At 33.6% G+C, this 24,042-nt stretch carries 28 protein-coding genes and 2 pseudogenes; 8 read left to right on the top strand and 22 right to left on the bottom strand.

Translation table 11 applies throughout. The features are described 5' to 3' along the window. Window positions 1-26: 26 nt before the first annotated feature. The 6 genes and pseudogenes from QNH29_RS15510 to QNH29_RS15490 form a co-directional block, all read right to left on the bottom strand. Window positions 27-332 (bottom strand): hypothetical protein, encoded by a 306-nt coding sequence (locus tag QNH29_RS15510; RefSeq protein ID WP_283860295.1) that lies wholly within the window; start codon window positions 330-332, stop codon window positions 27-29. A 123-nt stretch (window positions 333-455) separates the two neighbouring features. Beyond that, window positions 456-581 (bottom strand): hypothetical protein, encoded by a 126-nt coding sequence (locus tag QNH29_RS15505; RefSeq protein ID WP_283860294.1) that lies wholly within the window; start codon window positions 579-581, stop codon window positions 456-458. Between the two features lie 290 nt (window positions 582-871). Beyond that, window positions 872-1,183: an NUDIX hydrolase gene (locus QNH29_RS15500; RefSeq protein ID WP_283860293.1), complete on the bottom strand. Its 312-nt coding sequence runs from the start codon at window positions 1,181-1,183 to the stop codon at window positions 872-874. 27 nt (window positions 1,184-1,210) lie between these two features. Beyond that, a pseudogene (locus tag QNH29_RS30480) lies at window positions 1,211-1,315 on the bottom strand (zf-HC2 domain-containing protein); the annotation flags it as partial. Between the two features lie 444 nt (window positions 1,316-1,759). After that, window positions 1,760-2,617, bottom strand: coding sequence for an anti-sigma-V factor RsiV (rsiV, locus tag QNH29_RS15495; RefSeq protein ID WP_283860292.1), 858 nt, complete (start codon window positions 2,615-2,617; stop codon window positions 1,760-1,762). Then, on the bottom strand, window positions 2,617-3,114 hold the full coding sequence (locus QNH29_RS15490) for an RNA polymerase sigma factor SigV (RefSeq protein WP_283860291.1): 498 nt from the start codon (window positions 3,112-3,114) through the stop codon (window positions 2,617-2,619). Before QNH29_RS15490 ends, rsiV begins: the two co-directional genes overlap by 1 nt. A gap of 352 nt (window positions 3,115-3,466) precedes the next feature. On the opposite strand from QNH29_RS15490, the gene QNH29_RS15485 reads away from it, so the two are divergent. Then, window positions 3,467-5,386, top strand: coding sequence for an acyltransferase family protein (locus QNH29_RS15485; protein WP_283860290.1), 1,920 nt, complete (start codon window positions 3,467-3,469; stop codon window positions 5,384-5,386). Between the two features lie 647 nt (window positions 5,387-6,033). Here QNH29_RS15485 and QNH29_RS15480 read toward each other — a convergent pair. From QNH29_RS15480 to QNH29_RS15465, 4 genes are all read right to left on the bottom strand, one after another. After that, a complete protein-coding gene (locus tag QNH29_RS15480) occupies window positions 6,034-6,537 on the bottom strand; it encodes a hypothetical protein (RefSeq protein ID WP_283860289.1) in 504 nt (167 codons plus the stop codon). A 124-nt stretch (window positions 6,538-6,661) separates the two neighbouring features. Then, on the bottom strand, window positions 6,662-6,916 hold the full coding sequence (locus tag QNH29_RS15475; protein ID WP_283860288.1) for a hypothetical protein: 255 nt from the start codon (window positions 6,914-6,916) through the stop codon (window positions 6,662-6,664). A 118-nt stretch (window positions 6,917-7,034) separates the two neighbouring features. Continuing rightward, window positions 7,035-7,193, bottom strand: coding sequence for a hypothetical protein (locus QNH29_RS15470; RefSeq protein WP_283860287.1), 159 nt, complete (start codon window positions 7,191-7,193; stop codon window positions 7,035-7,037). 166 nt (window positions 7,194-7,359) lie between these two features. Further along, window positions 7,360-7,494, bottom strand: a complete 135-nt coding sequence (locus tag QNH29_RS15465; protein WP_283860286.1) for a BA3454 family stress response protein — start codon at window positions 7,492-7,494, stop codon at window positions 7,360-7,362. A gap of 521 nt (window positions 7,495-8,015) precedes the next feature. On the opposite strand from QNH29_RS15465, the gene QNH29_RS15460 reads away from it, so the two are divergent. Continuing rightward, window positions 8,016-9,008 (top strand): potassium channel family protein, encoded by a 993-nt coding sequence (locus tag QNH29_RS15460; protein WP_283860285.1) that lies wholly within the window; start codon window positions 8,016-8,018, stop codon window positions 9,006-9,008. A 20-nt stretch (window positions 9,009-9,028) separates the two neighbouring features. On the opposite strand, the pseudogene QNH29_RS30475 reads toward QNH29_RS15460, so the two are convergent. The 4 genes and pseudogenes from QNH29_RS30475 to QNH29_RS15445 all read right to left on the bottom strand — a co-directional run. Next, a pseudogene (locus QNH29_RS30475) lies at window positions 9,029-9,259 on the bottom strand (potassium transporter TrkG); the annotation flags it as partial. A 44-nt stretch (window positions 9,260-9,303) separates the two neighbouring features. After that, window positions 9,304-9,507 (bottom strand): hypothetical protein, encoded by a 204-nt coding sequence (locus QNH29_RS30470; protein ID WP_481858729.1) that lies wholly within the window; start codon window positions 9,505-9,507, stop codon window positions 9,304-9,306. 302 nt (window positions 9,508-9,809) lie between these two features. Beyond that, window positions 9,810-11,387 (bottom strand): cation:proton antiporter, encoded by a 1,578-nt coding sequence (locus QNH29_RS15450; RefSeq protein ID WP_283860284.1) that lies wholly within the window; start codon window positions 11,385-11,387, stop codon window positions 9,810-9,812. Window positions 11,388-11,692: 305 nt separating this feature from the next. Next, the gene (locus tag QNH29_RS15445; protein ID WP_283860283.1) at window positions 11,693-12,700 is read right to left on the bottom strand and encodes a DUF3231 family protein; all 1,008 of its coding nucleotides are present in this window, start codon (window positions 12,698-12,700) and stop codon (window positions 11,693-11,695) included. Between the two features lie 277 nt (window positions 12,701-12,977). Here QNH29_RS15445 and QNH29_RS15440 point away from each other — a divergent pair, with 277 nt between their 5' ends. The 4 genes from QNH29_RS15440 to QNH29_RS15425 all read left to right on the top strand — a co-directional run bounded on the left by QNH29_RS15440 (window position 12,978) and on the right by QNH29_RS15425 (window position 15,927). Next, window positions 12,978-13,985: a DUF3231 family protein gene (locus QNH29_RS15440; RefSeq protein ID WP_283860282.1), complete on the top strand. Its 1,008-nt coding sequence runs from the start codon at window positions 12,978-12,980 to the stop codon at window positions 13,983-13,985. Between the two features lie 601 nt (window positions 13,986-14,586). Then, a complete protein-coding gene (locus QNH29_RS15435) occupies window positions 14,587-14,928 on the top strand; it encodes a PadR family transcriptional regulator (protein ID WP_283860281.1) in 342 nt (113 codons plus the stop codon). Next, the gene (locus QNH29_RS15430; RefSeq protein WP_283860280.1) at window positions 14,921-15,403 is read left to right on the top strand and encodes a hypothetical protein; all 483 of its coding nucleotides are present in this window, start codon (window positions 14,921-14,923) and stop codon (window positions 15,401-15,403) included. The genes QNH29_RS15435 and QNH29_RS15430 overlap by 8 nt, the downstream gene beginning before the upstream one ends. Beyond that, window positions 15,400-15,927: a permease gene (locus tag QNH29_RS15425; protein WP_283860279.1), complete on the top strand. Its 528-nt coding sequence runs from the start codon at window positions 15,400-15,402 to the stop codon at window positions 15,925-15,927. Before QNH29_RS15430 ends, QNH29_RS15425 begins: the two co-directional genes overlap by 4 nt. A gap of 264 nt (window positions 15,928-16,191) precedes the next feature. Here QNH29_RS15425 and QNH29_RS15420 read toward each other — a convergent pair whose 3' ends face one another. Continuing rightward, entirely contained in the window at window positions 16,192-16,671 is a 480-nt protein-coding gene (locus QNH29_RS15420) for a hypothetical protein (protein ID WP_283860278.1), read from the bottom strand. Window positions 16,672-16,882: 211 nt separating this feature from the next. On the opposite strand from QNH29_RS15420, the gene QNH29_RS15415 reads away from it, so the two are divergent. After that, on the top strand, window positions 16,883-17,281 hold the full coding sequence (locus tag QNH29_RS15415) for a YkvA family protein (RefSeq protein WP_283860277.1): 399 nt from the start codon (window positions 16,883-16,885) through the stop codon (window positions 17,279-17,281). 182 nt (window positions 17,282-17,463) lie between these two features. Here the strand turns inward: QNH29_RS15415 and QNH29_RS15410 are convergent, their stop codons facing one another. The 7 genes from QNH29_RS15410 to QNH29_RS15380 form a co-directional block, all read right to left on the bottom strand. Next, window positions 17,464-18,399 (bottom strand): DUF5692 family protein, encoded by a 936-nt coding sequence (locus tag QNH29_RS15410; RefSeq protein WP_283860276.1) that lies wholly within the window; start codon window positions 18,397-18,399, stop codon window positions 17,464-17,466. A gap of 279 nt (window positions 18,400-18,678) precedes the next feature. Further along, entirely contained in the window at window positions 18,679-19,044 is a 366-nt protein-coding gene (locus tag QNH29_RS15405) for a hypothetical protein (RefSeq protein WP_283860275.1), read from the bottom strand. A 228-nt stretch (window positions 19,045-19,272) separates the two neighbouring features. Further along, complete coding sequence (locus tag QNH29_RS15400; protein WP_283860274.1) at window positions 19,273-19,503, bottom strand: hypothetical protein; 231 nt, start codon at window positions 19,501-19,503, stop codon at window positions 19,273-19,275. 353 nt (window positions 19,504-19,856) lie between these two features. Then, on the bottom strand, window positions 19,857-20,342 hold the full coding sequence (locus QNH29_RS15395) for an AraC family transcriptional regulator (protein WP_283860273.1): 486 nt from the start codon (window positions 20,340-20,342) through the stop codon (window positions 19,857-19,859). 144 nt (window positions 20,343-20,486) lie between these two features. After that, window positions 20,487-21,599: a glycosyl hydrolase family 18 protein gene (locus QNH29_RS15390; RefSeq protein ID WP_283860272.1), complete on the bottom strand. Its 1,113-nt coding sequence runs from the start codon at window positions 21,597-21,599 to the stop codon at window positions 20,487-20,489. Window positions 21,600-22,164: 565 nt separating this feature from the next. Next, window positions 22,165-22,611 (bottom strand): carboxymuconolactone decarboxylase family protein, encoded by a 447-nt coding sequence (locus tag QNH29_RS15385; RefSeq protein WP_283860271.1) that lies wholly within the window; start codon window positions 22,609-22,611, stop codon window positions 22,165-22,167. Window positions 22,612-22,640: 29 nt separating this feature from the next. Continuing rightward, window positions 22,641-23,294: an FMN-dependent NADH-azoreductase gene (locus tag QNH29_RS15380; RefSeq protein WP_283860270.1), complete on the bottom strand. Its 654-nt coding sequence runs from the start codon at window positions 23,292-23,294 to the stop codon at window positions 22,641-22,643. A 206-nt stretch (window positions 23,295-23,500) separates the two neighbouring features. Between QNH29_RS15380 and QNH29_RS15375 the strand changes: the two genes are divergently transcribed. Further along, window positions 23,501-23,986 (top strand): RrF2 family transcriptional regulator, encoded by a 486-nt coding sequence (locus tag QNH29_RS15375; protein WP_283860269.1) that lies wholly within the window; start codon window positions 23,501-23,503, stop codon window positions 23,984-23,986. Window positions 23,987-24,042 lie beyond the last annotated feature (56 nt).

Here is a 24,042-nt window from a genome sequence, read left to right as displayed (position 1 = left end):
TTGTTTAAGTACAATGTTTCATAAACTTAATAAAATATATTTATGTTTTGTATAACAATCTCTATGAGTAGAATTCGCTTTTTTAAAACTTGTTTAGCACGTAATTTAACAAGAAAATCAATAAATTCCGATTTTGACGGGAGACCTGATATAACATAAGGGTAATCATTATTTTCGAGCTTCTCTTGGGCATATATTTCTAATGCATGAATTGCAGTTGCTTCATGCTTCTCTTCTAAAGAGGCCCACCTTTCTAAGTCAAACCACGAAAAATTTGATCTTACGAATAGTTCGTCCCAACCGTCTACAGGAAATTTAACTTGATTCTCCATCCACGAAATAACATCCCTTGAATGAAAATTACCAAGATGGGAGAGTGCTTCATACCCAATTATCTTATTATTAAATTATTGTTCAAGAAAATTAAATACCCTCGTTTATTTAAGTACATTTCTTCACATTTTCTTCTTTCTGTTTTTTCGGTATTCTCTCGGTTTTCTCATTAGTGCCAATAATGCTATAACAAAACAAATCATTAGAATTATATTTAAGCTCCAACCGAAACTATCAATATACTGCATTACCCTTCCTCCTCAGATATGTTTTGTTCACTTTAGCATGAATAATGTGCTAGTTGGTAGTTTTCTACAAAAGAAGATATAACGTTACAATTTTTTCTTTCAAGGTCCGTTTGGTGTAATTCCCATCTAAAACACCACCCTTCCCCTATTACAAAATGTAGAGAAAGGACGGTGCTTGGCTATCATGATATATTTTCAATCAATTTAAGGTAATGTAGCAACATCAATTTTTTAGCTGCAATTAGCATCCCTTATTGAATGAATGCTGCCTTTAGCTTAACGAGAAAATTTTAACTTCTGTTTGAATCATCAATTTCTAAGTTTAACGAACTCTCCCACCAAACATCGTTTTTTCCGTTTAGATAGTTTTTTATTAAATTCCTGATCGGATAAGGTTGTAAATTTTTATCATCTAAATCACTTCCATGCCACCAGAAGAACTCAAGATGTGATTCGATAGCTATTGAATTAGAATTTTTGAAATTGTGCTCTCCCCCTTTCTTTTGACCATTGAAGAACATAGATACTTTTTGAAATGGTCTTTTTACTTCCACTTTATACACTTCGTCTATTTCATCATTAAGGTCAACATTATTTTTCATACTTTCTAATACTTCTCTACATTCGGTACACGAATTCATATGTTCCTCAATAAAAACTATACTATCTTTGCAACACAAGTTATCGATATAAGATGGGAGTAAATCTCTCACTATGTTGCATTTATTGCCCATTTTTTCCTTATCCCTTTCCCTTAATTTTGTCTTAGCTCTGTAAAAAGTAACCCAATGTCTCGTCTCGAAACATATGTCTTTGTTGTTTCTTGTTACATTCAAGATGTTTATAATAGGAGTGCTTTGCTATTTTACATTCACCATTATATCTATCAATAGATTTTACAGCTTGATAGAAAGTTTCTTGTGTTAGTTCTTCCGACAAAGACACATTAGAAATTTGAATACTTCTTCAGCATAATTGCTATAAATTTCATCTAATTCTACCTAAAAAATTATTTCATTCAATTCAAATAATAAATCTTCGTTTTCCTTCCAAAAGCCCTTATCTATTTAAACAAGATCGAGGTTTTTTTATTTTTTATCAAGATTGTAAAGATTGGCGGGAAAGCCTAACGAACGAAAACTCAGGGGATCAAGCCCTGAATTTTCGTTTTAATTCCGCTATTTAATATATTCTTTACTGGCTAATGCATTGGCAATCACATCGGTCGGAATGGTAAATTCACAAACGCCCATATACCCTGGCGCGACTTCATATTTATTGAACACGATAACAAGTTTTCCTTTATTGTTAATATAAAAACTTTGGTCTTTGGCAATGGTTTTAAAACCCATTTTATCATCCAACCAATAAAACTTGTCGGGGTCTCTATCCATTTGACTCCTCATCTGTTCCTTTATATTTTCGTTTATCAGGTTCATATAGCTATCATCTTTAAATAAACTCGGTAAGGTTATCAAAAGTTCATTTTTCTTGTCGACCGTATCATACGTATATTCTGAGTAAGAATTCACGGTGCTTACAACATACCTGCCCACAGCAAGAATTTGATCATTGTCGGTTTTGACATCATAACCGCTTTCTACACCCAAATGACCTCCGCCATTTTTCTTTACTTCCTCTATTTCTGCCATGAAATCATTGTACAGTTTTTTACTTTCTGCCAGGTACTTTTTGTTCAAGGTGGATTCTAATGTTTTATTTTCCATGTTCGTAATGGCAGGTACTTTTATTTCCATTTTGGCCGTTCCCTCATCTACTTTAAATTCTGTAAAAGTCAACACCTTGATGAGCGAGCCAACAATAGGCACTTCTGATAAGGCATTTGCAAGTTTTGGACTCGCATTTATTCCTGTGATGAATAGCAGTGCCGCTGCTCCGATCCCAATAAGACGCTTCATCTTGTTCACATTTCTTTTCTTTTTTTGCTGGAGGGCTTTTTTCACGATGAAATCCAAATCATCGGGGATAGGAGTATTCTTATATTCTATTCTTAAAGCTTCCAATTTCTTATCCATTATATTAACTCCTCCTCAGTGATGATGATGCGTAATAATTTTAATCCCCTGTAAAGCCGTGTTTTCACAGTATTAATATTTTCATCTATAATTTCCGCGATTTCCTCCAATTTTAAATCTTCAAAAAAACGCAGAATAATTACGGTTTTGTACTGAATGGGTAATTCATCCAAAGCATTGTAAAGATCAATGTCATTGTATGCATCTTCTTTTCCATGACTTAAAAAGTCAATCGTTTGATCATCTACAAGGGTGATTTTCTTTTGCTTTCTTAAAAAATCGATCGACGTACGAACGACAATTTTATAAAACCAACTTTTGATCGATCCAGATTTTTGAATCGCTTCGATAGAGATAAGTGCTTTTTTTATTGATTCCTGGACAATATCCAATGCATCCTCTTGATTTTTCACATAACTGAACGCCAAACGATAAAAATCCTCTTTGTGATCATTCATACAGGTGACGAATAGTTCATTCACATCTTTTTTCTTCATTCGTTTAAAAAGCCCCTTTTTGCAAAATTACATTTTATTATTATAAGCTGTTCGAAGTTTAGACGAAGAAACGCCACTAAAAAGTTTCATTCGCATATTCCAGAATTCGGCCCACCTAAAAAATTAAATTCTGGGTTTAAAATTTGGCCACTCTATTTTATCTCTTTAAACAAACGATGTTGAATAGTTTGCTTTCAAAAATATAGTCTGTGTTATTATTTTTTTATCTTTTTTATGAAACTAAATGATTGGGTGGTCACGTCTATTCAGGGAATGATTTTTGCTCCTCTCCCTTAATTTTAAAAATCATGACACGCATGAGGAGCAGTACAGATTATTGGAGGAGTAGATTATGTCAGGCAAGACACAAAATCACCGTTATATCCATGGATTGGATGGACTTAGAGCTTTAGCAGTACTATTTGTCATGGCTTACCATTTTAACTTCAGCTGGGCTAGAGGAGGGTTCCTCGGAGTAAATATCTTTTTTGTTTTATCAGGATACTTAATCACGTCTATTATGTTGCCGGCACAAGGACAGCGATTTACAATTAATTTGCGTGATTTTTGGATTGGACGGATGCAGCGTCTACTTCCAGCAGCATATGTTATGATTTTGGTTACTATCGTTTGGGTGACATTATTTAACAAAGAACTTCTTCATACAGTAAGAGGAGATGCACTTTCTTCTATTTTTTATACAAGCAATTGGTGGTTTATCTTTCATGAAGTTTCATATTTTGATAGTTTTGGCTCCCCTTCACCATTGAAGAATTTATGGTCATTAGCAATAGAGGAGCAATTTTATATCATTTGGCCGATTGTGTTGGCAATTGGTCTATACATATGTAATAAGCAAAGCAAGTTTGCGATTTATGTCTTTAGCGGTGCAATCTGTTCTGCCATGTTAATGGGTCTGCTTTATGAACCCGGGACAGATCCCAGTCGTGTTTACTATGGGACCGATACCCGTTCATTTGAACTGTTGATTGGCTGCTGGTTGGCTCTTGTTTGGCCAATGAAGAGACTCTCGTCCAAAAAGCTTTCTGTCAAGCTTCACAATACACTGAATATAACAAGTATCATTTCATTGGTCATCTTCATTTTTTTCGTATTGTTTGTAGATGAATATCAGGTGTTTTTGTACAGAGGAGGCATGGTCCTGATTTGTATGAATGCTGCGATCCTGATCGCTTGTGTTTGTCATCCAGCAAGCTTTTTAGGGAAATTACTCGCTTGGAAACCTCTACGCTGGATAGGTACAAGATCTTACGGAATCTACCTTTGGCATTACCCAGTGATCGTGATTAGCACTCCCGTTTATGAAATAGGAAATCCTGCATACTGGCGTGTCGGTTTGCAACTAGCCATTACATTCATCATTGCGGAACTGTCTTATCGTATTATTGAAATGCCGATTCGAAAACATGGATTCCGATCATTTTTTCTGAGGTACTTTGTCATCAATAGGATAAAGTGGAGTAGCTTTTCTTTTGGCAGAAAAATAGTAACGGGGCTCATCCCTTTAGCCCTTCTGGTGTTTATTACCGGGATCACGGGTGTGGTAGAAGGTGAAGAACATAAGTATGCAATGGCGTCATATCCAGCTAATATAAAAATAAAGGGTGAAGCGTCTTCCGGCAGTAAAAATAACGATACGAATCAGGAAAGCACTGCATCCGAGAAAAATCCTTCCGATCAAGATCATGGCGAAGATTTTATACAAGGAACCGAACAGAACAAAGAAACAACCCAAAAGGAGAAAAATGATACAAATGAAATATCTCTAAATCAACCGTATACGGGAATACTGGCCATTGGAGATTCTGTTATGATAGATATTGCTCCAAGCTTGCAAGAATTATTTCCTGACATAACGATTGATGCAAAAATTGGCAGACAAGTTTCACAGGCTATCAAATTAGCCCCTGGTTATGCAGATTTTAATCATCCAAATAAAGCAGTCATCATTCAACTGGGGACAAATGGTTATTTTACTAATCATCAAATGGACACATTACTCAGCGCTTTCTCGCAGGCTCATATTTATTTAGTCAATACCCGTGTACCGCGCTCATGGGAAGACAACGTGAATCAAGCATTATATAAAAAATCTCAAGAGTATGAGAATGTTACGTTGGTTGATTGGCATTCTGAAGCTATTGACCATCCAGAATATTTTGCAGCAGACGGTGTCCATTTGTTGCCAAAAGGAATTGAAGCCTTAACAGACCTCATCAACCAATCTATCATTCATATAGCTTTAGAATAATGTTTGATCAAATTGATACTAATAACCTTATAAAGAAAAGAAAGAGCGTGTTTTGAAAAAGAGATTGATTAAAACACGCTCTTTCTCTATTTATTGAATCATCTTTTATAAAAAAGTTTGATCATCTCTATAGTCCTATTCCAGTAAAGCGCCCGTTCGTATTATGAGGTCAGCAAGATATATTTCTGGTTGACCATTGTTTATATGGTTTTATTATAACGGTAGCCGGGGTAGAACGTCGCCCCCGTGGGACTACTAGATCCCGTCAGCTAAACTGTTCACCCCCCTACTTGTATAAACATGTAGCATAGGACCTATATCTAACTAAATACAACAAAAACCTTCCAAAAAGAGAATTTAGGAAGGTTATTTGGCGTGAACATTTTTAGTATATCATGAGATTATTAAACTCTTTATTGGAAAATGTTTACAAACTGTTAGCTGGTTTAGTTTAAGTACAACCCTTCACAAAGTGCCCTTATCCATTTGTTTACTGGCTCAATCATTCCATTAAAAAGAGCATTGAATCGACAACTAACGGGTTCGGTTGATGGGGAGAAAAGTTAAAATAACAGTAAAAAAAGGAGTGCGAATTGCACACCTTTTTTTTCAATATTAACATTATAATCAGCAATATAAATAGCTACTTAATTATTCTCTAAAAGAGCCAACAGTTTTCCTGACTTATCGATGAAGGATTTCCAATCGTTGTTGATTGTCATATTCATTCCAAAACCCACATTTTGAAGTTTTGATTGTAAATCTTCAAAATCATTTTTGTCACTCTGCGTTAATACCCTGAATTTATACAATTCATCGTGAGGATATTGTCTTAACGCATTATCCAGACACTCCATAGTCATTCGCTCATCGTTTGAAAGCCAACCTGAGTATTTACCATTATTAGTTGCTACATCTAATCCATTTAAAACATCACCTAATTGAGTTGTAACTAAGTTGGGTTCAGACCAATCATTCTTTTTTTGATATTCTACTAGACCATCAAGTTCAACTAGTTTATATTGCACTTCTGAGTAAAATAATTCTTTATGAACTAAACTCATTTTCATGTATCCAATAACCAAACAAACTATTAAAAGTGCGTTTACCAATAATGAAACAACAAAAATGGTTTTCTGCTTTTTACTCACATTACTCCCCCTTTTTTAAATTTATTTGAACATAAAATTTCCAATTACCTCCAAAAAAATAAGTTCGCTTCGTATTAAGCGAACTACCTGAGATAAATTATATCTTTTAAATCAAACTTATTCGTTATGTAAAACCCTTAATCCTTCTTGCACTAAACTGCACCTTTAGTTGAAGAAGAGTAACCCTGCGTGAATTCTCTTTTTTTAGCATATTCACTTTCAACCAACTTACGTCGCATTTTGGTTCAAATGCGACGTAAAAAGAAAGCTGGATTTTTACCCCTCTTAGTCCACTAATCTGCCCCATTGGCTCAATAACAAAAGCTGCCTTTGATGGCAGCCCCAAGTTCCACTTTTGAACCCATAAGTTCAATAACACCGTAACGCACTCTATTACCCGAAGGATTTTGCAGAACAGAAGAAGTAAGCTAAACACGAAAGTGATGGTATTGGAACTTCTATTACTTAATTTATTTGGATTATTTTATTGAAAAGGTTTAGGAAGCCTTGCGCTCTTTAGCGTTCTTTAGTTCCCTTAAGCATTCTTTGATTAACTCTCTTTGTTCGTCTGTAATAATAAAATCCGTAAGACGTTCCTCAAAATGAGCTATACGTCTTTCCAACTCCTCTATAGTAAGGTTATTAGTATTCATCATATACCCACCAACTCCTCTTATTATATTTATATATGATTAGTATTTTTCATAAAATCCGCCCAAGCCGCTATTGGTAGGGGGATATTCAGATAAAGGGAGCTATCCAATAATCTATTCTTCAAGTTGAAATTCCATTTCGAATCCTTTTAATCCCAGGATCCCTAATTTAATTATCCCATTGTTTAAGAACTTGTTCCTTTGCTATACGATAAACTTCTTCTTCTGTTTGGTTTTTTGTAGCGATTACGTTGGTTTGATAAACTTTACCGTTATGTGTTACATAGATTGTATACTTGTACATTTTGATCTTTCCCCTTTTTATAATTCTCACTTAACTAATAAATCCAATTTCATTTCGATATTCTACAAATGTTATTTGACTTTTTTATATTTTACAAATAATTCAAAAATTAATAAAGCTAAAAAAAAGGTCAAGATTTGACAAATTCTCAACTTAATAAAAATTAATATACTCTCTAGCAACGGCTAATGAATGGTAAAGTCAATAAAATCAACAAACATTTTATGATTCGAATCTTTTATGTATTTTTTACACTTCTTAGAACGCAGAAAAATGTCGAAAAATAGAAACTAAAAAAGGCTGGCTCCTGATACCGATTTCCCCCAGTTGCTAATTCATACCATATATTTTGCCAATAAATAAATCATTCATTACCATAATCAACAAATTAGATTTTAATTAATTAAAACCTTTTACCGGTATTAATAAAATGTATTTCAAAACATATCAACTTTGTTATTATGCATAATGGAAAATTCGGAAATAATGAAGTGTGAATGAATTTTATGAGGTGGGAAAAGATGATCCAGCATTGGTTAGGTAAGTTTTTACGACTACCCGTTGTCGTAAGAATTTTTTTGTTAGCTTCATTCATTATAATAATCTTTGGATACATCATTCATTTAATAGAACCAAATAACTTCCCTACTGTTTTTGATGGAATTTGGTGGGCAGTTGTTACAACAGCAACTATTGGATATGGGGATTATGTTCCAGAAACAGTTGCGGGAAGAATTACAGGAATTATCCTTATGGTAGTAGGGATTGCTATAGTCTCGTCTTACTTTGTTAGCTTGGCTACAGTTGCTGTAACAATGCAAGCAGCCTATATTGAAGGAAAACTCTTTTTTAAGGGGAATCAACACATGATAATAATCGGATGGAATGAACGGTCCAAAGAATTGATTGCTTCCATGTATAAAAAGAATCAATCTAAAAAAGTGGTTCTTATTGATGAAACATTGGAAGCTATGCCAACTGAATACAAAAATGTACATTTTATAAAAGGTCGTGCCAATTTAGACGACATTTTATTAAAGGCAAACATTCAACAAGCACAATGTGTAGTGATAACTGCTGATCAAAATAAAAACGAATTGTATGCAGACATGAATACTATTATTACCTTGTTAGCGATAAAAGGAACACACCCAACTATTCGCTGCATCGCAGAGATTCTTACCTCTGAACAAGTGGACAATGCAAGAAGAGCAGGAGCAGATGAGATTATCCAATCCAATGTCCTTACAAGCTCTCTTATACTTAACAGTCTCGAATCTCACTCTACCATGGTTTCCATCTTGAACGTAATTCGTGATTCTGATAACCACCACCTCTTAACCTGTGAACCTGTCGATGGGATAGTTGGCAAACAATTTTATGAGGCATGTAATCTTTTTTTTAAAAAAAATAAAATGTTAGTTGGTATAAAAAGAGGAGAGAAAACTCATGTTAATCCTCCAGGTGATTTTGTCATTCAACATGATGACCTTGCAGTTGTGATTACTGAATAGATTCTTTATCTCTGCTTTCCCTATCCAATTAATATTTTTTCTTCAGCATATCTCACCTTGGATTCTTTGCGAGTATTCAAAAGAGCAAAAGCCATGGTTAAAGGACCAAGCCTCCCAATAAACATCATGATGGTAATCAATATCCTTCCTTCTGGTGAAAGATCAGAAGTTAAACCTGCTGATAAACCAACAGTGGCAAAGGCAGAAATTGTTTCAATGAGAATTTTACTTATTTCTGCATCTTTTGGAGTTGTTACTGCAATCATCTTTATTTTATGATTTTCTTTTTATTAACCTATAATTGTACTACTCCTGCAAGTGTAAATACGTTTAATGAATCCTGCAGTAACAAACGTTCCTTTAATCCAATTTTCTTACCTAAGATAATAAACATAAAAATTCCTGTGGTCATAAATCCCCAACCACCAATCTGAATCAAACAGAGGAGAACAATTTCTCCAAATAAAGTAAAGGTTGTTCCCGTATCCACAACAGCCAACCCTGTTACACATGTTTCTTTTAAACAATTTCATAATATAAACTCTCCCTTAAATAACTAGGTAAAAAATGTTATATCTATAACACCAAAAAGAGGTACTGAATAGATATAAGGTCTAAAAGGGTTTTTATAAAAAATTATACCGCCAAAAGAATCATGCATACTCTCTCATTATGGTTCACTCAAGGTTTAACGTTTATAAATTGAATTTGTAGTAAGCAGAAAAGGTGACGATTCTCCAGTAACGAAATAAAATACATATTTCCCCAACTAGCTAATGTACTAGGGATTTATTCGACATATTAGGGTAAATCTTCTAATTTCACTAGCTTGTCAGTAATTTCGTTGTGTTCGTTTTCTGCTACTTCATTTGAAATAATATCCTCTTTTTCCAACTTTTCAATGGCTTCGTGTTGTGCGTATAATGCATATTTTTGTAAGATGGTTTGTTGTATTTTTTTTAGATTGGGATGTTTCTCAAAAATTATCTCCATTTTGTTCTGTAATACTAAAAGTTCTTGTTCGTATTGTGTAATAATCTCTTTCGATGCTGTTTCTGTAATATACAATTTTTTTCTGACTGATTGTATTTCTGTTATAGCTGTTTCGAATCTATGCCCCCGTGCTATAATTTCTTCATATTCCTTAAACCCTTCTTCCTTTTTATTAACCCCTAAAACCGATAATAGAGGTTTTATTGAAAGTCCTTGAAACACTAAAGAGAACAATACCACACTAAACGCAATAATTAAGATTTCCTCCCACCCTGTAAAATTACGTGGAAGACTTAGTACAAGAGCAATGGATAATGACCCCTTCAGACCTCCCCAGTTGATAATGTGTTTCCAAGTGGTTGGGAAATTCTTGATGAATAAAAGGCTTATGTATACGGCAAAGCTTCTTGCAATTAGTACGATAAAAATGGCGAGAAAAACTAACCCCCATTTATCTGTTAAGTTAATCCTGGTTATCTCCAACCCTACCATCAGAAATACGATTGAATTGGCTAGCAGTGCTGTAACATCCCAAAAATTATTTATATTTAACTTCGTCGTTGGGCTCATTCCAATTTTCGCTCCGTAATTTCCAAAAATCAGAGCAGCAACCACAACAGCAATTACACCTGATGCATGTACGGTTTCAGCCAGTATGAATGAACCGTAAAATAGAATAATACTAAAGATGATTTCCAATGGATAATCGTCAAAGTAACTGGTTAATTTTGAGAAACCATATCCTAATGCACCGCCAATGATTAGCCCAAGGGAGATTACCTTAATGAATTCCCATAACCCATGGCCTACACCTATAACTCCAAGATCAATATAAGTAAGTAAATAAAATGCGGAAATTTTAAAAAGTACAACCGCAAGTCCATCATTAAATAAACTTTCTCCTTCAATAACAATTGCCAGCCTTTTGTTTACACCCACACTTTTAAAAATGGATATAACGCTTACAGGGTCAGTGGCACTCATTAAAGCCGCAAAAACAAACGCTGTTGGAATCGAAAAACCAAAAAGCCACATCGTTGAAAAACCGACAATGAGAAAGGATAAAAGAGTTGCCCCAAAAGCTAGAGCAAGAATGGGCTTTTTATTCTCTTTTAATTGGGAATAGGGAAGCTTTAAAGCCGCTTCACCTAATAATGCAGGCAAGAACAACGTAATAATGACAAAATTGAAAACTTCACCTTCTGTAATAAACTCCTTTAATGGATCCAAAGCTGGAATGTTAACAAGACCTATAAGAGTCCCAACAATTACTAATGCAATTGGGTAAGGTTGCTTTAATTTTTTGGCGATGGCAGTAATACCGGCTGCGATCATAACCAATATCAGTCCAAGTTCGAAAATATGGTGTAAATCTAGATCATGCACTTTTTATAAACCTCCTTTTAGGTTCCTAGTATTCCTAATGAGAGTATTTAGTATCATTTATTTTTTGATTTAAACAAAATAAAAAGCACCACTCCTCACAGTTGTTGGCGCCTGTCATTGATGTAGAGTGATTGTCTTTTTGTCCCTTCGATACCATTAGGTGTTACAATTTCAAAAACATCCCCAAATTTTACATGTACCAACCTAATCAATCCTTATTTTTTCAACTGATTTTAACATAATCCTGTTCGTTAGTGGAACAAGTAGAGCTGCCAAAATGGCAGCTCCAACTTTATCTCTATTTTTTACATTATTGAGTTATTTATGATTTTCCTGTCATTCGCATAAGGAGGTTGCTCCATCCAATTTTTTTTAATGATTAACTTACCAAAACTACCATAAACAAGGAGATCATCTAAAATTGCTTTTTCACATAGCGTTGCAATATCTGCTCTCATACTGTAAATCGCAGCAGTACCGTAATAGGATATAGCAGCAGCAAATAAAAATCCTGAATGAAACAACATTAGTTTATCAGAAAAGGGTGCTACAATTGAATTTGTTATTTCTGAGTCAAATGTACGAGGTATATGAAGGTCTTCTTCTAGTAATAATTTCGAAAAAATGCCAATGTGTTTATTAGCTGCATTAATACACTTTTCTAGAAACCTACTTACTTCTTTATCTTTACACACTTGTCTAAAGGCAATAAGACATCCTTTTGTAATGGCACTTTTTTCTAAATTAAAATATATATTTCCACATTCAAGAGTATTCATGGTTCTTTTATTACCAAATAAATCCGTTACATAATCAAAATTGTTGATAAAATGAACTTTGTCTGGTGTTGAATACAATGGGGGTTTATCAATAAGATTTTTTTTCACAAGAATCGCCAAGGATTCGTTATATAAATTCATAGTGTTAATATTACATTGGTAATAGAAATCTCTAATGTCTTGACGAATGGAAAGAGTAAAAGCAAGGCTGTAAGACTGCGCTGCGTGCATGGACATAGTATGAATATAATTTAAGCAAAAAAGATCAGTAAACAAAGGAGGAGCACCCAAATTAACGTCTTCTTCATTAAACCCTTTAGGAGCTGGAAAATCTTCTTGAATAAATAATTCATTCAGCTTGTTTAGATGGGTTTGACCAAGTTTATGGGCAGTTTGAAAAAAGTTCTTTATCTCAGAGTCTTGAATGGTCCTTAGCATGTACTTGATCACACAAATACCCATTGTCTCACGTATGTAATGGGTCCACAAGTTTGCTATTTCTGGTGAAGTTAATCTATCCGTATTTTTTTTCATTTTTTTCATCCTATAATTTGTAATTTATGTTTATTGTAATCAAATTTCCAAAATAATATGGATTGACACAAAGTGATATCAAACCTTCTTCAACTAATATGCCCCGTTAGCAAAATAAAAAACAGCCACCAGTAAATGACAGCTGTATCTGAAGTACTTGCACACGTTACTTTAAGTATAATCTTTCATATTGGCATTCATATGGATAAATATTTAATTACATTATTAGGAAACATAACATGAGGATTGCATTTCAAATTAATGGAGGAAGCCTCTTATGCAAAGTGAAAATAACATTAAACTAACGTCAGCTGAAATATCACAGCTATGGTCTGCCTATATGAGTGATAGCCTGTCAATTTGTGTCCTTAAATACTTTTTGGAAAAAGCGGAGGATCCTGAGATTCGTCCTTTAGTAGAACATGCACTAGAGTTAGCACAGGCACACATAAAAAAACTAACATTAATCTTTAACGGTGATGAATTTCCCATTCCCTATGGATTTAAAGAAGAGGAAGATGTTGATACTACAGCTCCAAGATTATTTTCGGATCCTTATTTTCTTTATTATCTTCAACAATGGAGTTCAATAGGTTTAAATGCATATAGCATATCGCTAAGCTTATCAACACGTTCGGATGTATATGATTATTTTTCAACATGCATTGATGATTCGAAGAAAGTTCTCAAAAAAACAAGAGATGTTTTACTATCTAAAGGTCTCTATATACGAGCACCATATGTTACGACCCCCAAAAATGTCGATTTTATTGGAAAACAAAATTTTTTAACCGGTTGGTTTGGAGATCGTAGATCACTTACTACGCCAGAAATAACGAATCTTTATGCTAATCTTCAAAGAAATGTGTTAGCTAGGGCAACATTCATTGGCTTTAGTCAAGTGGCAAAATCAAAAGAAGTGGGTCGCTTTATGGCAAGAGGAAAAGAAATTGCTTCAAAGCATATTGAAATTTATAGTTCTGTTTTAATTGAAAATTCCCTTCCTGCTTCTGTGTCTTGGGATAACCAAGTATTAAACTCAACGGTTTCCCCTTTTTCCGATAAACTAATGATGTTTCATGTAAATGCACTAGCCGCCGGCGCCATTGGATATTACGGAACAAGCTTGTCAACAAGTTCTAGACGTGATTTATCTACAAATTACCTCCGAATTTTAGGGGAAGTTCTAAAATATACAGAAGACGCTGCAAACATAATGATCGATTATGGTTGGATGGAACAACCACCAAAAGTAGTGGACCATGATAAATTAGCTAATACTTAGAGGGAAATATAATGAAGAAAACAAATCAACTGAAAGCGTCCTTTGGAGTATTGCTTTACCAGGAATTTCTCAAATATTAAACGGGAAGTTTCTTAAAGGATTACTTTTCATTTCTTTAAAAATATTAATTAACATTCAATTAAATTTTAACTTAGAATCATGTTAAGCTTTAACGACCATATCCAATCAGCCATTGATAGAACGAATTATCAATGGCTGTTGTTTTACCCTTGTCTATAAAACATGCTGGCAACCCCGAGTAGTATAAGTGATCGTTTACTTATTGTTAAGTATAAAAGTTTAAATTCAAGCTATTGTTTCACTTGCATCTCGTATTGGAGTGTTTTTCTATCTATTAAATTATAAATAAAAAAACCAAGGACTCCACCTGAAAAATTTTATGCCGCTAGCACTTCAAGTCCTAAATCAAGTCACCATCCAACTAACCCTACACAAAACTGAACTGAAAAATTGAATAAAAAAATTTCAAAAAAAGGACATACTGTCAGAGGCATAATACTGTTATTAACAGTATACTGTTATTAACAGTAAGGTGTTTCCAGAAGAAATTTTACATTTAAATTAGGAGGTTATATATTTCATGAAACATACAGGGAGACATACAGGTGCATTTCTTCTGCTGTTTTTAACAGAGGGAGATAGCTATGGTGGGAGACTTCTGCAGAAATGTGAAGAAGCGCTTCCCATCAATCCAATTGATAGTGCCATTCTTTATCGCACATTAAAAACATTAGAGAAAGAAGGTGCTGTTGAGTCTTATTTGGACACATCTAATCAAGATAAGCTGATAAAAATGTACAAAATTACTACAGTTGGAAAAAGAAAATTAGAAGATTTTCAAATAGATATTGAAGAAAAAATGAAGAATTTATCATTTTTCTTAAATAAATACAAAGAATGGAAGGAGTCTAATCATGATTAATGGTACTATCCTTTATGCGATGGCTATTATTCTTCTAAGTATTTCTTTTAAAAAAGATCGAAATAAAACAAGAGATGCTCTATTAAAGTCATGGAAAAGCTTTCGTAATATTATTCCTGACATGTTATCAATTATGCTTTTCGTTGGAATATCACTATCAATATTAACTCCATCCTTAATTTCTTCAATCATTGGAGAAAAATCTGGATTGACTGGTATTGTTTATTCAGCATTAATTGGATCTATTGCATTAGTTCCAAGCTTTGTTGTATTTCCTCTTGGACATACATTAGTCCAAAATGGTGCAGGACTCCCTCAAGTAGCTGTATTAATGTCTACATTAATGTCAGTAGGAATCACAACTTTACCAATGGAACAAAAGATATTTGGGCGAAGTTTTGCCTATTCTCGCAATGCATCTGCAGTGTTAATGTCTCTATTATTTTCATATATTATTTGGGTGGTGATGGGATGAATGGATTAATAAGATATCGTTTCTTTTTCATTTTATTATTTGGGCTCATTATCCTTACTTTTATAAACCAATCGGTGGGATGGAAAGCATTTCAATTAACAGGTAAAAGCATTTTAGATATGCTGTTTCTACTCCCTCCTGTCTTAATATTCATAGGTTTGCTTGATAAATGGGTGGAGAAAGAAACACTAATTAGATATATGGGGAGGAACTCCGGCATCTATGGCATTTTGTTCTCCCTAATATTAGGAGTAATTGCAGTTGGTCCCCTCTACGTAGCTTTTCCGATTGCCGCACTTTTATTAAAAAAAGGAGCAAGCATACGCTATATTGTATTTTTTTTAGGAGTTTGGACAACTGCAAAATTACCGGTTATTGTATATGAATTTGCTTCTTTTGGAGTTAAGTTTACACTCATTCACATTTGTTTTGGTTTGTTATTTTTCTATTTAATGGGTATTGTGTTTGAGAAATTTTATAAACATCGACAATTGTTAAAGTATGATATAACTAAAGACTTTTAGATTTAGATCGAATTAAGAGTTGGACTTTTCACGGAGAAATACTAGGGAATAATGTGGATACAGTATGCACTGCATCCTCTTTTTAATTCCCTTCTTCAACTCGCATTAATTCCTTCTTCCACTAAAATCCCCCGTTTATTTAAGTGTATTTCTTGTGCCTTGATGAATTAATAAAAAAATAAAAGTAGTTAATCAAAAAAAGTCCTCCATTGAGGGCTTATTTTTTGTTCCTCTAAACTAATGTCACCTAAATCGGGATTAGTATTACGTTCTTTTAGGTTTTGAATGGAACATATCCTCTTGCCACTTATAATAACCATAAATAACAATGGAAAAAAAGACAAATAGGAAAAAACGCCCCCATAGAGTAATGTTAACTAGCTCATAGATTCCTAATACTTCTTGAAACAAATAATGTATAGGAAAAACAGCAAACATGAAATCTATGATGATGTTAGTAACAAGATACTTCCGAAAATTTCCATAAGCATAATCAAAAACCCATAAAGTTATTACTGGAAAAGCACCAAATACACCAGAAACAAATAAAGGTTTTAACCACGGAATAATCGTCTCATTAATTACCCAATGTTTTTGATTATTGGCAACCACGTTATAAATGATCATTAAATAGGAGGCACACATTGCTGCAGGCATAAAGCGTTTTATATTTTCCTTCTTAACTAAAAATAATGTGAACCATGGAGCAATTAATATAGTCCATAATACTATTTTATTTAGCAAAGTAATCAACCTCTTTTACTGCTTATTACTTTTTATTATTTCATTCCCGTTAGGTATTATTCTTAAAGAATAATACTTTCAAAAAAATATCGAGATAAGGTCTTGTGTTGTTCAACTAACCTGCCCGATAGTTGAACAAGCACTAACCCAATTAATTGTTTCATCTCTCTCTTATTTTACTTTATAATTATTACTAACAAGGGGGAGTTAGATGGAACAAGAAAATACTTTAACAAAATTAAAAAGCTACGCAAAAAAACTAAAAATAAATTTATTTGTTCTTTATTTATCATACAAAGATAATAGAGTACCTTGGTACGCTAAATTGGTTGCTATTTGTGTTGTTGCTTATGCTTTTAGTCCAATCGATTTGATTCCTGACTTCATTCCTGTATTGGGATATCTAGACGACCTAATTATTGTTCCCTTGGGCATTTCACTCGCACTAAAATTAATACCATCTTACATTATTGAAGAGAACAGAGAAAAGGCAGAAGAAATTAGGAAAAGTGGTAAGCCCAAAAACTGGTTTGTTGCCGTATTATTCATTATGATTTGGATTTTACTTACGATTTGGCTTGGTAAAGTATTATACGGTATTTTTTATTGAAAAAACTTATAAATAACAGTCAGGGATATGCTTCTATGCATATCCTTTCTTCAGCTAAACTGCTTCGTTAGTCGAATATGAAAAGCGATGCCCTTCTTCCAAGGCGCGCATCCGTTAGTTGAAGTACACAAGATTACTGTAAATTCTGATTAACAATTTTCTATCTGAATATTTAAATAATTTTAACGAAGTTTATCCGAATCTCTATTACTTTCCACGATATTTTTATAAGCAGATAATTCTATATAAACCTCCTCCTTTAAAAGATTCCGTTTATTTTTCAAAATCGTATACATGTGAAAAGTAAAAACTATAATATTTATTGTTAGTGAAATGAAACTTACAAGCCAAAGAGCTCCCTTATTATGGGATGATTGTACAGCGAATTTTGAATCTTCTACAAATGCTGGATTTGACATTATAAATAACATCCAAATAGCCAAAGTCTGTGCACGGTGTTGCAGCCACGCTCCATTTTTTATTAAAAACGCAGGAATCACAGACGACATTAATAAGGCAGCACCCGCATAGTAAGAATGATCAGAAACACAATTATAAACATAGGCGAAGTTCCATAAATTATATGCTATAATCCAGAACCACAATTGATCTGGCCAAACCATATCTCTATATTTATTTTTACTGATTATAATGCCCATCCAACCTGAAATAGTTAAAATGTTTAAAATACCTGCGATTCCATTCATGATGTTCCAAGGTCCGCCCACCATCATAACTCCATTTACCACCCCATGTAAGTGGTAAACTTGAAAATCACGAATAATAGCAAAAAGGATATTCAGCATTAATATAATTGCTGGGAGTATCAACATATATTTATTTTTACTAAGTCCCTTAATGAATCTTATTGCTAAAAAAACTAGGCATCCCACTAAAGAGGAACAAACTTTTATGTAGTTAAACCAGGTTCCGATATTCGAACCTTTACCTGCCGTTTTTGGCCAAATCAAAATAGCAAGTAAAATTGGAATTACTAAGAACAAAAATAGCGTGGTCCATGTACTCCTACGAGCCATTTCATTTACAAGTATCAGGACAAAAACCACTATAACCCACATGAAAATTGAATACCAAGGAATGTGGTCAAATAGTAACATATGGCATCCGCCTTTAATCTTCCAAAGTAGTAGAGAATTCATTAATAATATATGCATTTTGTTTATTAAACAATCCTACTATACTATCTGCTGAAGATTATTGAAGATAGTTTATTCCTTAAAAAAGTATTAGCCTCTTGCTTAATCCATGAATTAACATCATTTTCATTAAAATCTCTAGTTGTATAATCAAAATCAAGCCGATCAATCATTTGACTATGAATAAAGAAGAGCAACCCTTCGTTTATTGAAGCATCGCTACCCGTTAGAATGTTCTATTTAGGTCGTAAATAAGGGAATAAATTTCACATCCAAAAATTCAAAAATAGCAAAGGATATAATTAGGAAAGTGTATATGATTCCTTTTGATTTATTCCTAAGATACCCACCTACTATTAAACCAATAAATCCGCCAATTATTGCATCAGTTAAACCAATCGGTAGAAGGAAAAGTATGTCGGGAAACATTGGTGAAATTGCTTCTACTATTGCATTGAATATACTAGTGGGGATTAAATGCAAAAGGTCAGATGCTAAGTGTTCTGCCTGTTTTTTTAATAAAAACATAAACAATAAATTTAGTAGTATAGATAAAACAAGGTAAATGAAGAACCCCTTGTAAAAATTATTTTTCCTTTTTACCAAATTAACTCCCCCCAAAATATCACCTAAATCACTTAGTGTAATTTTACACCAAAGTTGTCATTGAATCTACTGTTTGGAAGGGTTTTCTTATTGAATTGATCTGCCTTTTAGCAAAAAAAGGAGCTCCATCTCATTCTTACGAAAACAGCCCAGTTCTTCTTATTCAACTAACCTGGTTCGTTACTTGAATAAGAAAAAACGACTACTCTTATTGAACAATCGCACTCGTTAGTTGAAGAGTGGGTAATAGATTATTAAAAGAACTCCTAATAAAATAAGACCAAAGATAATGATTAATCCACTTGTATCTAGTAAGACACCTAATATTATCCATAATAAATACAGAATTTTATTTTTTGTACTTTCATCCTTATTATTTTTGTAGGCTTCTTTAATTAGCCACCCTAAAATGCTACATCCAACAACAACCATTATTATGCCAATAGTAATTATTTTCATAAATTTCCCCTCGGTTATTAAATAATTTTTTTAATATCTTCTTTAACTATTCTGCACAGTTACTTGCATAAGGAAAAGGCTCTACTTCTTAATGAAGTAAAGCTCTCCGTTAGTGAAAATGTAAAGGTTTTATTTTCCAGCCAAAAATAAATGTAATATTGTTATTATCATAATTAAAATAGTCTTATACCTTTTGGTCATTTGAACCGCCTAAAACGTTGAGTATTTAAAAATTAGTGTTTTCCAAATACACTGTGTTTATTATGTTCTTCTTTCACTAACCTGCCACGTTTGAACAAAAAGAAAAAAGACCGCCGCAGCGATCATCAACTTTGACTAAAGCACCCATTAGTTCAAGATATTCTTTTTTTTACGGGTACATATAAATGAACCTTAGATTTCCCTTCTGGGTCTTCAGCAGGATTATTCATACTAAATTCAAGGTTATGTCTATCGTAATCAGGTTCATAGTCACTATTAGGTAACCATTCTTCATACATACATTTATATCCAATATTCAACATACCAGGAGTTCCATAATATTGATACAAAGCGTACTTCCCACCATCTAACTTTCTAAATCGCATATTTTTATGTATTTCTTTGTCAAAACCATCAGGTATAGTAACGCAGGCATCGTGACGACAATTATGACCTTCTACTAAATCGGGATTATCTAAAGAAATTCCTATGAAAGATTGTTGAGGTGGTAAGAGTCCATTATTTATTGCCCAATTTAATAATTTTCCCCAATGTTCCCCATTTGGTTCAAAATAACTTCCAACATGTCTGAAAAACGCAACCTCATATTCGGGTAATTCTTCTATTAAAATATTCATTCCTCTCAACTCCTAAATGCGGTAATAATTCTTAATTCTCTATTCATTTCTATAAGTCCTTCTTGTGTGCTAACCTGCTTCTTTCGTGCAATAAGTAAAAGCGATTCGCCGCAGCCATCTCAATAGATTTTTGAGACCATACCATCACTTTTTTACTTTTATTTTCTCGGGTATAATCGACCAGTACATTGGGTCTTCCAAACCTAGCCGCCAAATACCGATTCCCCGTAAGTTATATTTTTCTACAAGGTTTAGCTTAAACCGGAGACTATGACTATTCTCAAACCATACCTGGTGGTTATGTTGATCTTTATCAACGTAGCTGAAATGAGGTGTTTGCGAACGGGAGTCCCATATAACTTTAGCTTTATATTTTTTTTTATGATCCATTAACTGTGCATAGGAGCTATACACGGCTTTGTCTGCTGTGGTATCCCAGTCCCATCCATAACCTGCGATACCAAGTAAAATTTTTGAAGGTGGTACCCCCTGTTTCAAAGCATAATGAATCGTTGCTTCTGTCCAATCGACTGATGCTGTTGACCCAGGTGTTGTTCTGGGATTGTGTTCATCGTATGTCATAATCATTAACCCATCTGAATATCGACCAAGTTTTTCGTAATCAAACCACGGTGACCAGGGATTAGCACGGGAATCACCTGTGTTTGCCGGGACTGAAACCGTAACTACTTTTCCATCACGGTGCAAAGCATCAGATAATTCTTTTATCAACCGACTAAAGGAATCCCGGTCAGTCAAATTTAAATTTTCCATGTCAATATTAATACCATCATATTTAAACTGACTCATTTCATTGCGTAAGTTCTGAATGAAAACATTGCGGTTACTATCGTTGATGAGTACATTACTCGCTACCTGCTTGCCCTTTTCTACGGTTTCATAAAAGAGATTATGTACAACCATATATACCTTAAGTTTTTTTTCATGAGCACTCTGAATAACCATTTTTTTATGATCTGTTGTAACCGACTCAATAAGATGACCTGGTCGGTTATCATCGAGTTTATACCAAAAGGGTGCAATGATACTTAAATTAGTGAAATGTGAATTAACTGTAGGTTGAGAACCTGCTAACGATCCTTCCTGTTCAGTGTAAAAACCTAAAACCTCGCGAGGAGTTTTATTCGTACTATCATTTTCATCTATTCTTTGTGACTGACCGCAGGAAGACATTAGAATAAAGACCATGCTTAATGAAATGATGGTGAATAATGACCGATACCATTTTTTTGCCATACTACACCTTCTTCTAATTTGTATAGTTCTTAAGTTGATTAGAAAACTTGCAAAATATACACGAATTTGACTTCCCCTCTTACAGGTATCAGGAAAAGACAACTACTAAATTTAGTTGGCAAAATTGACACGGCATTAGCAACCTTTTTTCATTGTTAATTCCATTAAAATTGACATAAAAAACTATACCCCTCATTGTGTAGAAAGTGTCCAACAATTCGGGTGCAGTTCACAATAAAAATACCATATCATCATAGATAGGGTATTTTTATTAACGGCTCTGTTATTATTCATTGTTTGATTTTCCTGTAGTGCTGAGAATAAATAGGCGGAAAATTTCCGGCTAATGTTTATAGAGGCAGCTTAAGAAGCCGATATAAGCGGAGATATTCCGGTTAACTGCTTTAAAAAAGACAAAATCCCAAGGTTTAGATTAGATAAGCGGAAAATCTATTTTTAAGGAAATATGGGTATTTCCCAAGATAAACGGAAATTCTCCGCTTATTTCCAAACACAGTGAAATCGACATTCAGTTTTAACAGGTTATTAAAAAGAAATATTAATATCATATCGCTAAAGTTGCAATATTTCCCATAGAAATTGAAATCCTGTTCCAACTATTTATTTGGTTTATTAGAATAATAAGGTCCAAATATTCTTTTTCTGTGTAGTGTCTACGCACACGATTATACAATACATCAGGTACACGCATAGTCGGTATCAATGTCACATGCTCAGTTAACTCTAAAGCTACTTTTTCTGCTTCTGTATAGAATTCACACTCTTTCCAAGCGCTGATACAATATAAACGTTGCTCCGTTTCGCCCATTTTTCTAGCATCTGCTGTATGCATGTTAATACAATATGCACACCCATTTATTTGAGAAGCCCGTATTTTTATAAGTTCACGAACTTTCCGATCTATACCAGTTGTTTTCGTATACTTCTCCATTTCCATCATTATTTTAAGTGCTTCTGGTGCTACATTGTAATAATCAACTCGTTGTTCCAATTCAATGACCTCCTTATTATTCTTTTCCTTTAAGACAGAATTAATTTAGGTGCTAATCTTGAAGCAGCTTCCTCAACTTCTTTATATGCTTTTTGTAATACCTCATTTTGCCCTAATAAATTAGTTCCTTGTACACGAATGATTTGATAATCTTCAATCCCGAGAAAATTAAACATTGATTTCAGGTATTTGTGAGAATATTCAACTTCTGTATACCAATCATTATTTGTATAGATTCCTCCACTTGCTTGGATGACAAGCATTCTTCGTCCGTCTTTAAGTAGACCCACTGAGCCATTTTCAGTATATTTAAAAGTTTCACGTGCGATCATGATATTGTCCATATAATCTTTTAACTTTGATGGAATATTAAAATTATGCAGAGGTAAAACGATGACATACGTTTTTGCACTTTTAAATTGTTGTAAGATCTCGGACATACGCTCCGTTACTTTTTGTTCTTGGTCAGTAAGCTCCTGTTCTTTTCGTTGTTTTTCCCATGCACTTAAAACCGTTTTATCTATCATCGGCACTACATCACTGTACAAGTTAATCTGTTCAATTACTTCGCTATCTTGAATTAATCCTTTATAAGCTTTCAAAAAGTAGTTAAAAACTTGCAAGCTAACTGAAGAAGTATCATCTATTTTTGGATGTGCGTTAATAATAAGTGTTTTGTTCATTTTTATTTCCCCTTTAAAATGAATTTTAGGTTCCAATTAAAGACTAATGGAATCGCCGATTAATATTGTCTATAATAAACGCTATAATTATTTTTGTCAATTGAATATGATTTTCCCAAAATGAGAACCCTTTTATTTGACTAACACTCTAAATATTCCTATGATACAATTTGATACCCTTAAAAATTAAAAGCAGGTGAGTTTATATGCAGTATAGTGTCGGAGTTGAATATGCTTTACATTGTCTGGTTTATTTAATCGATGTTCCTTCCAATGAAAGTGTTGGGATAAAGGATTTGGCAGAATTCCAAGGTCTTTCTGAAACATTTCTTTCAAAAGTTTTTGGTAAATTATCTAAGGCTGGCATTGTAAGTTCTGTACCTGGTGTAAAGGGAGGATATAGGTTATTGAAGTCCCCAGAAGATATTTCCTTTTGGGATGTAATTGAAGCAATTGAAGGTCCTAAACCTATTTTTCAATGCAAAAATATTAAAGACAATGGATATTTGTATAGAGAAAACTGCTGTTCAGCCCCCTCTTCTTGCACTATCAATTTAGTTATGCTCTCTGCAGAAGAAAAAATGCGTGATTACTTGCGTAGTAAAACACTATCATGGTTAAATGAAGAGCTTGATCGTGTCTTACCCAAACAAATACGTGAAGGTACTCAGAAATATTTTTCGAAGAGCTAAAAACCTCTCTGAAATTCCTAAATTGACAGGGATTTAGAGAGGTTTTTTTGCAAAAT

It is taken from the genome of Neobacillus sp. DY30 (assembly GCF_030123065.1).
Classification (GTDB): domain Bacteria; phylum Bacillota; class Bacilli; order Bacillales; family Cytobacillaceae; genus Neobacillus.
The sequence above is the reverse complement of the archived record's forward strand: the minus strand, read 5'-3'. Positions and strand labels throughout refer to the sequence as shown.

Excerpts from the sequence above, each read along its gene's own strand:
- QNH29_RS15410 (WP_283860276.1), bottom strand. The coding sequence starts at position 18,399 with ATGTTACTATTTGACCACATTCCTTGGTATTCAATTTTCATGTGGGTT.
- QNH29_RS15390 (WP_283860272.1), bottom strand. The coding sequence starts at position 21,599 with ATGGCAAAAAAATGGTATCGGTCATTATTCACCATCATTTCATTAAGC.
- QNH29_RS15400 (WP_283860274.1), bottom strand. The coding sequence starts at position 19,503 with ATGAAAATAATTACTATTGGCATAATAATGGTTGTTGTTGGATGTAGC.
- QNH29_RS15470 (WP_283860287.1), bottom strand. The coding sequence starts at position 7,193 with ATGATGAATACTAATAACCTTACTATAGAGGAGTTGGAAAGACGTATA.
- QNH29_RS15425 (WP_283860279.1), top strand. The coding sequence starts at position 15,400 with ATGAATGGATTAATAAGATATCGTTTCTTTTTCATTTTATTATTTGGG.
- QNH29_RS15510 (WP_283860295.1), bottom strand. The coding sequence starts at position 332 with ATGGAGAATCAAGTTAAATTTCCTGTAGACGGTTGGGACGAACTATTC.
- QNH29_RS15485 (WP_283860290.1), top strand. The coding sequence starts at position 3,467 with ATGTCAGGCAAGACACAAAATCACCGTTATATCCATGGATTGGATGGA.
- QNH29_RS15435 (WP_283860281.1), top strand. The coding sequence starts at position 14,587 with ATGAAACATACAGGGAGACATACAGGTGCATTTCTTCTGCTGTTTTTA.
- QNH29_RS15465 (WP_283860286.1), bottom strand. The coding sequence starts at position 7,494 with ATGTACAAGTATACAATCTATGTAACACATAACGGTAAAGTTTATCAA.
- QNH29_RS15445 (WP_283860283.1), bottom strand. The coding sequence starts at position 12,700 with ATGAAAAAAAATACGGATAGATTAACTTCACCAGAAATAGCAAACTTG.
- QNH29_RS15500 (WP_283860293.1), bottom strand. The coding sequence starts at position 1,183 with ATGAAAAATAATGTTGACCTTAATGATGAAATAGACGAAGTGTATAAA.
- QNH29_RS15430 (WP_283860280.1), top strand. The coding sequence starts at position 14,921 with ATGATTAATGGTACTATCCTTTATGCGATGGCTATTATTCTTCTAAGT.
- QNH29_RS15395 (WP_283860273.1), bottom strand. The coding sequence starts at position 20,342 with ATGAATATTTTAATAGAAGAATTACCCGAATATGAGGTTGCGTTTTTC.
- rsiV (WP_283860292.1), bottom strand. The coding sequence starts at position 2,617 with ATGGATAAGAAATTGGAAGCTTTAAGAATAGAATATAAGAATACTCCT.
- QNH29_RS15415 (WP_283860277.1), top strand. The coding sequence starts at position 16,883 with ATGGAACAAGAAAATACTTTAACAAAATTAAAAAGCTACGCAAAAAAA.
- QNH29_RS15490 (WP_283860291.1), bottom strand. The coding sequence starts at position 3,114 with ATGAAGAAAAAAGATGTGAATGAACTATTCGTCACCTGTATGAATGAT.
- QNH29_RS15460 (WP_283860285.1), top strand. The coding sequence starts at position 8,016 with ATGATCCAGCATTGGTTAGGTAAGTTTTTACGACTACCCGTTGTCGTA.
- QNH29_RS15375 (WP_283860269.1), top strand. The coding sequence starts at position 23,501 with ATGCAGTATAGTGTCGGAGTTGAATATGCTTTACATTGTCTGGTTTAT.
- QNH29_RS15505 (WP_283860294.1), bottom strand. The coding sequence starts at position 581 with ATGCAGTATATTGATAGTTTCGGTTGGAGCTTAAATATAATTCTAATG.
- QNH29_RS15440 (WP_283860282.1), top strand. The coding sequence starts at position 12,978 with ATGCAAAGTGAAAATAACATTAAACTAACGTCAGCTGAAATATCACAG.
- QNH29_RS15380 (WP_283860270.1), bottom strand. The coding sequence starts at position 23,294 with ATGAACAAAACACTTATTATTAACGCACATCCAAAAATAGATGATACT.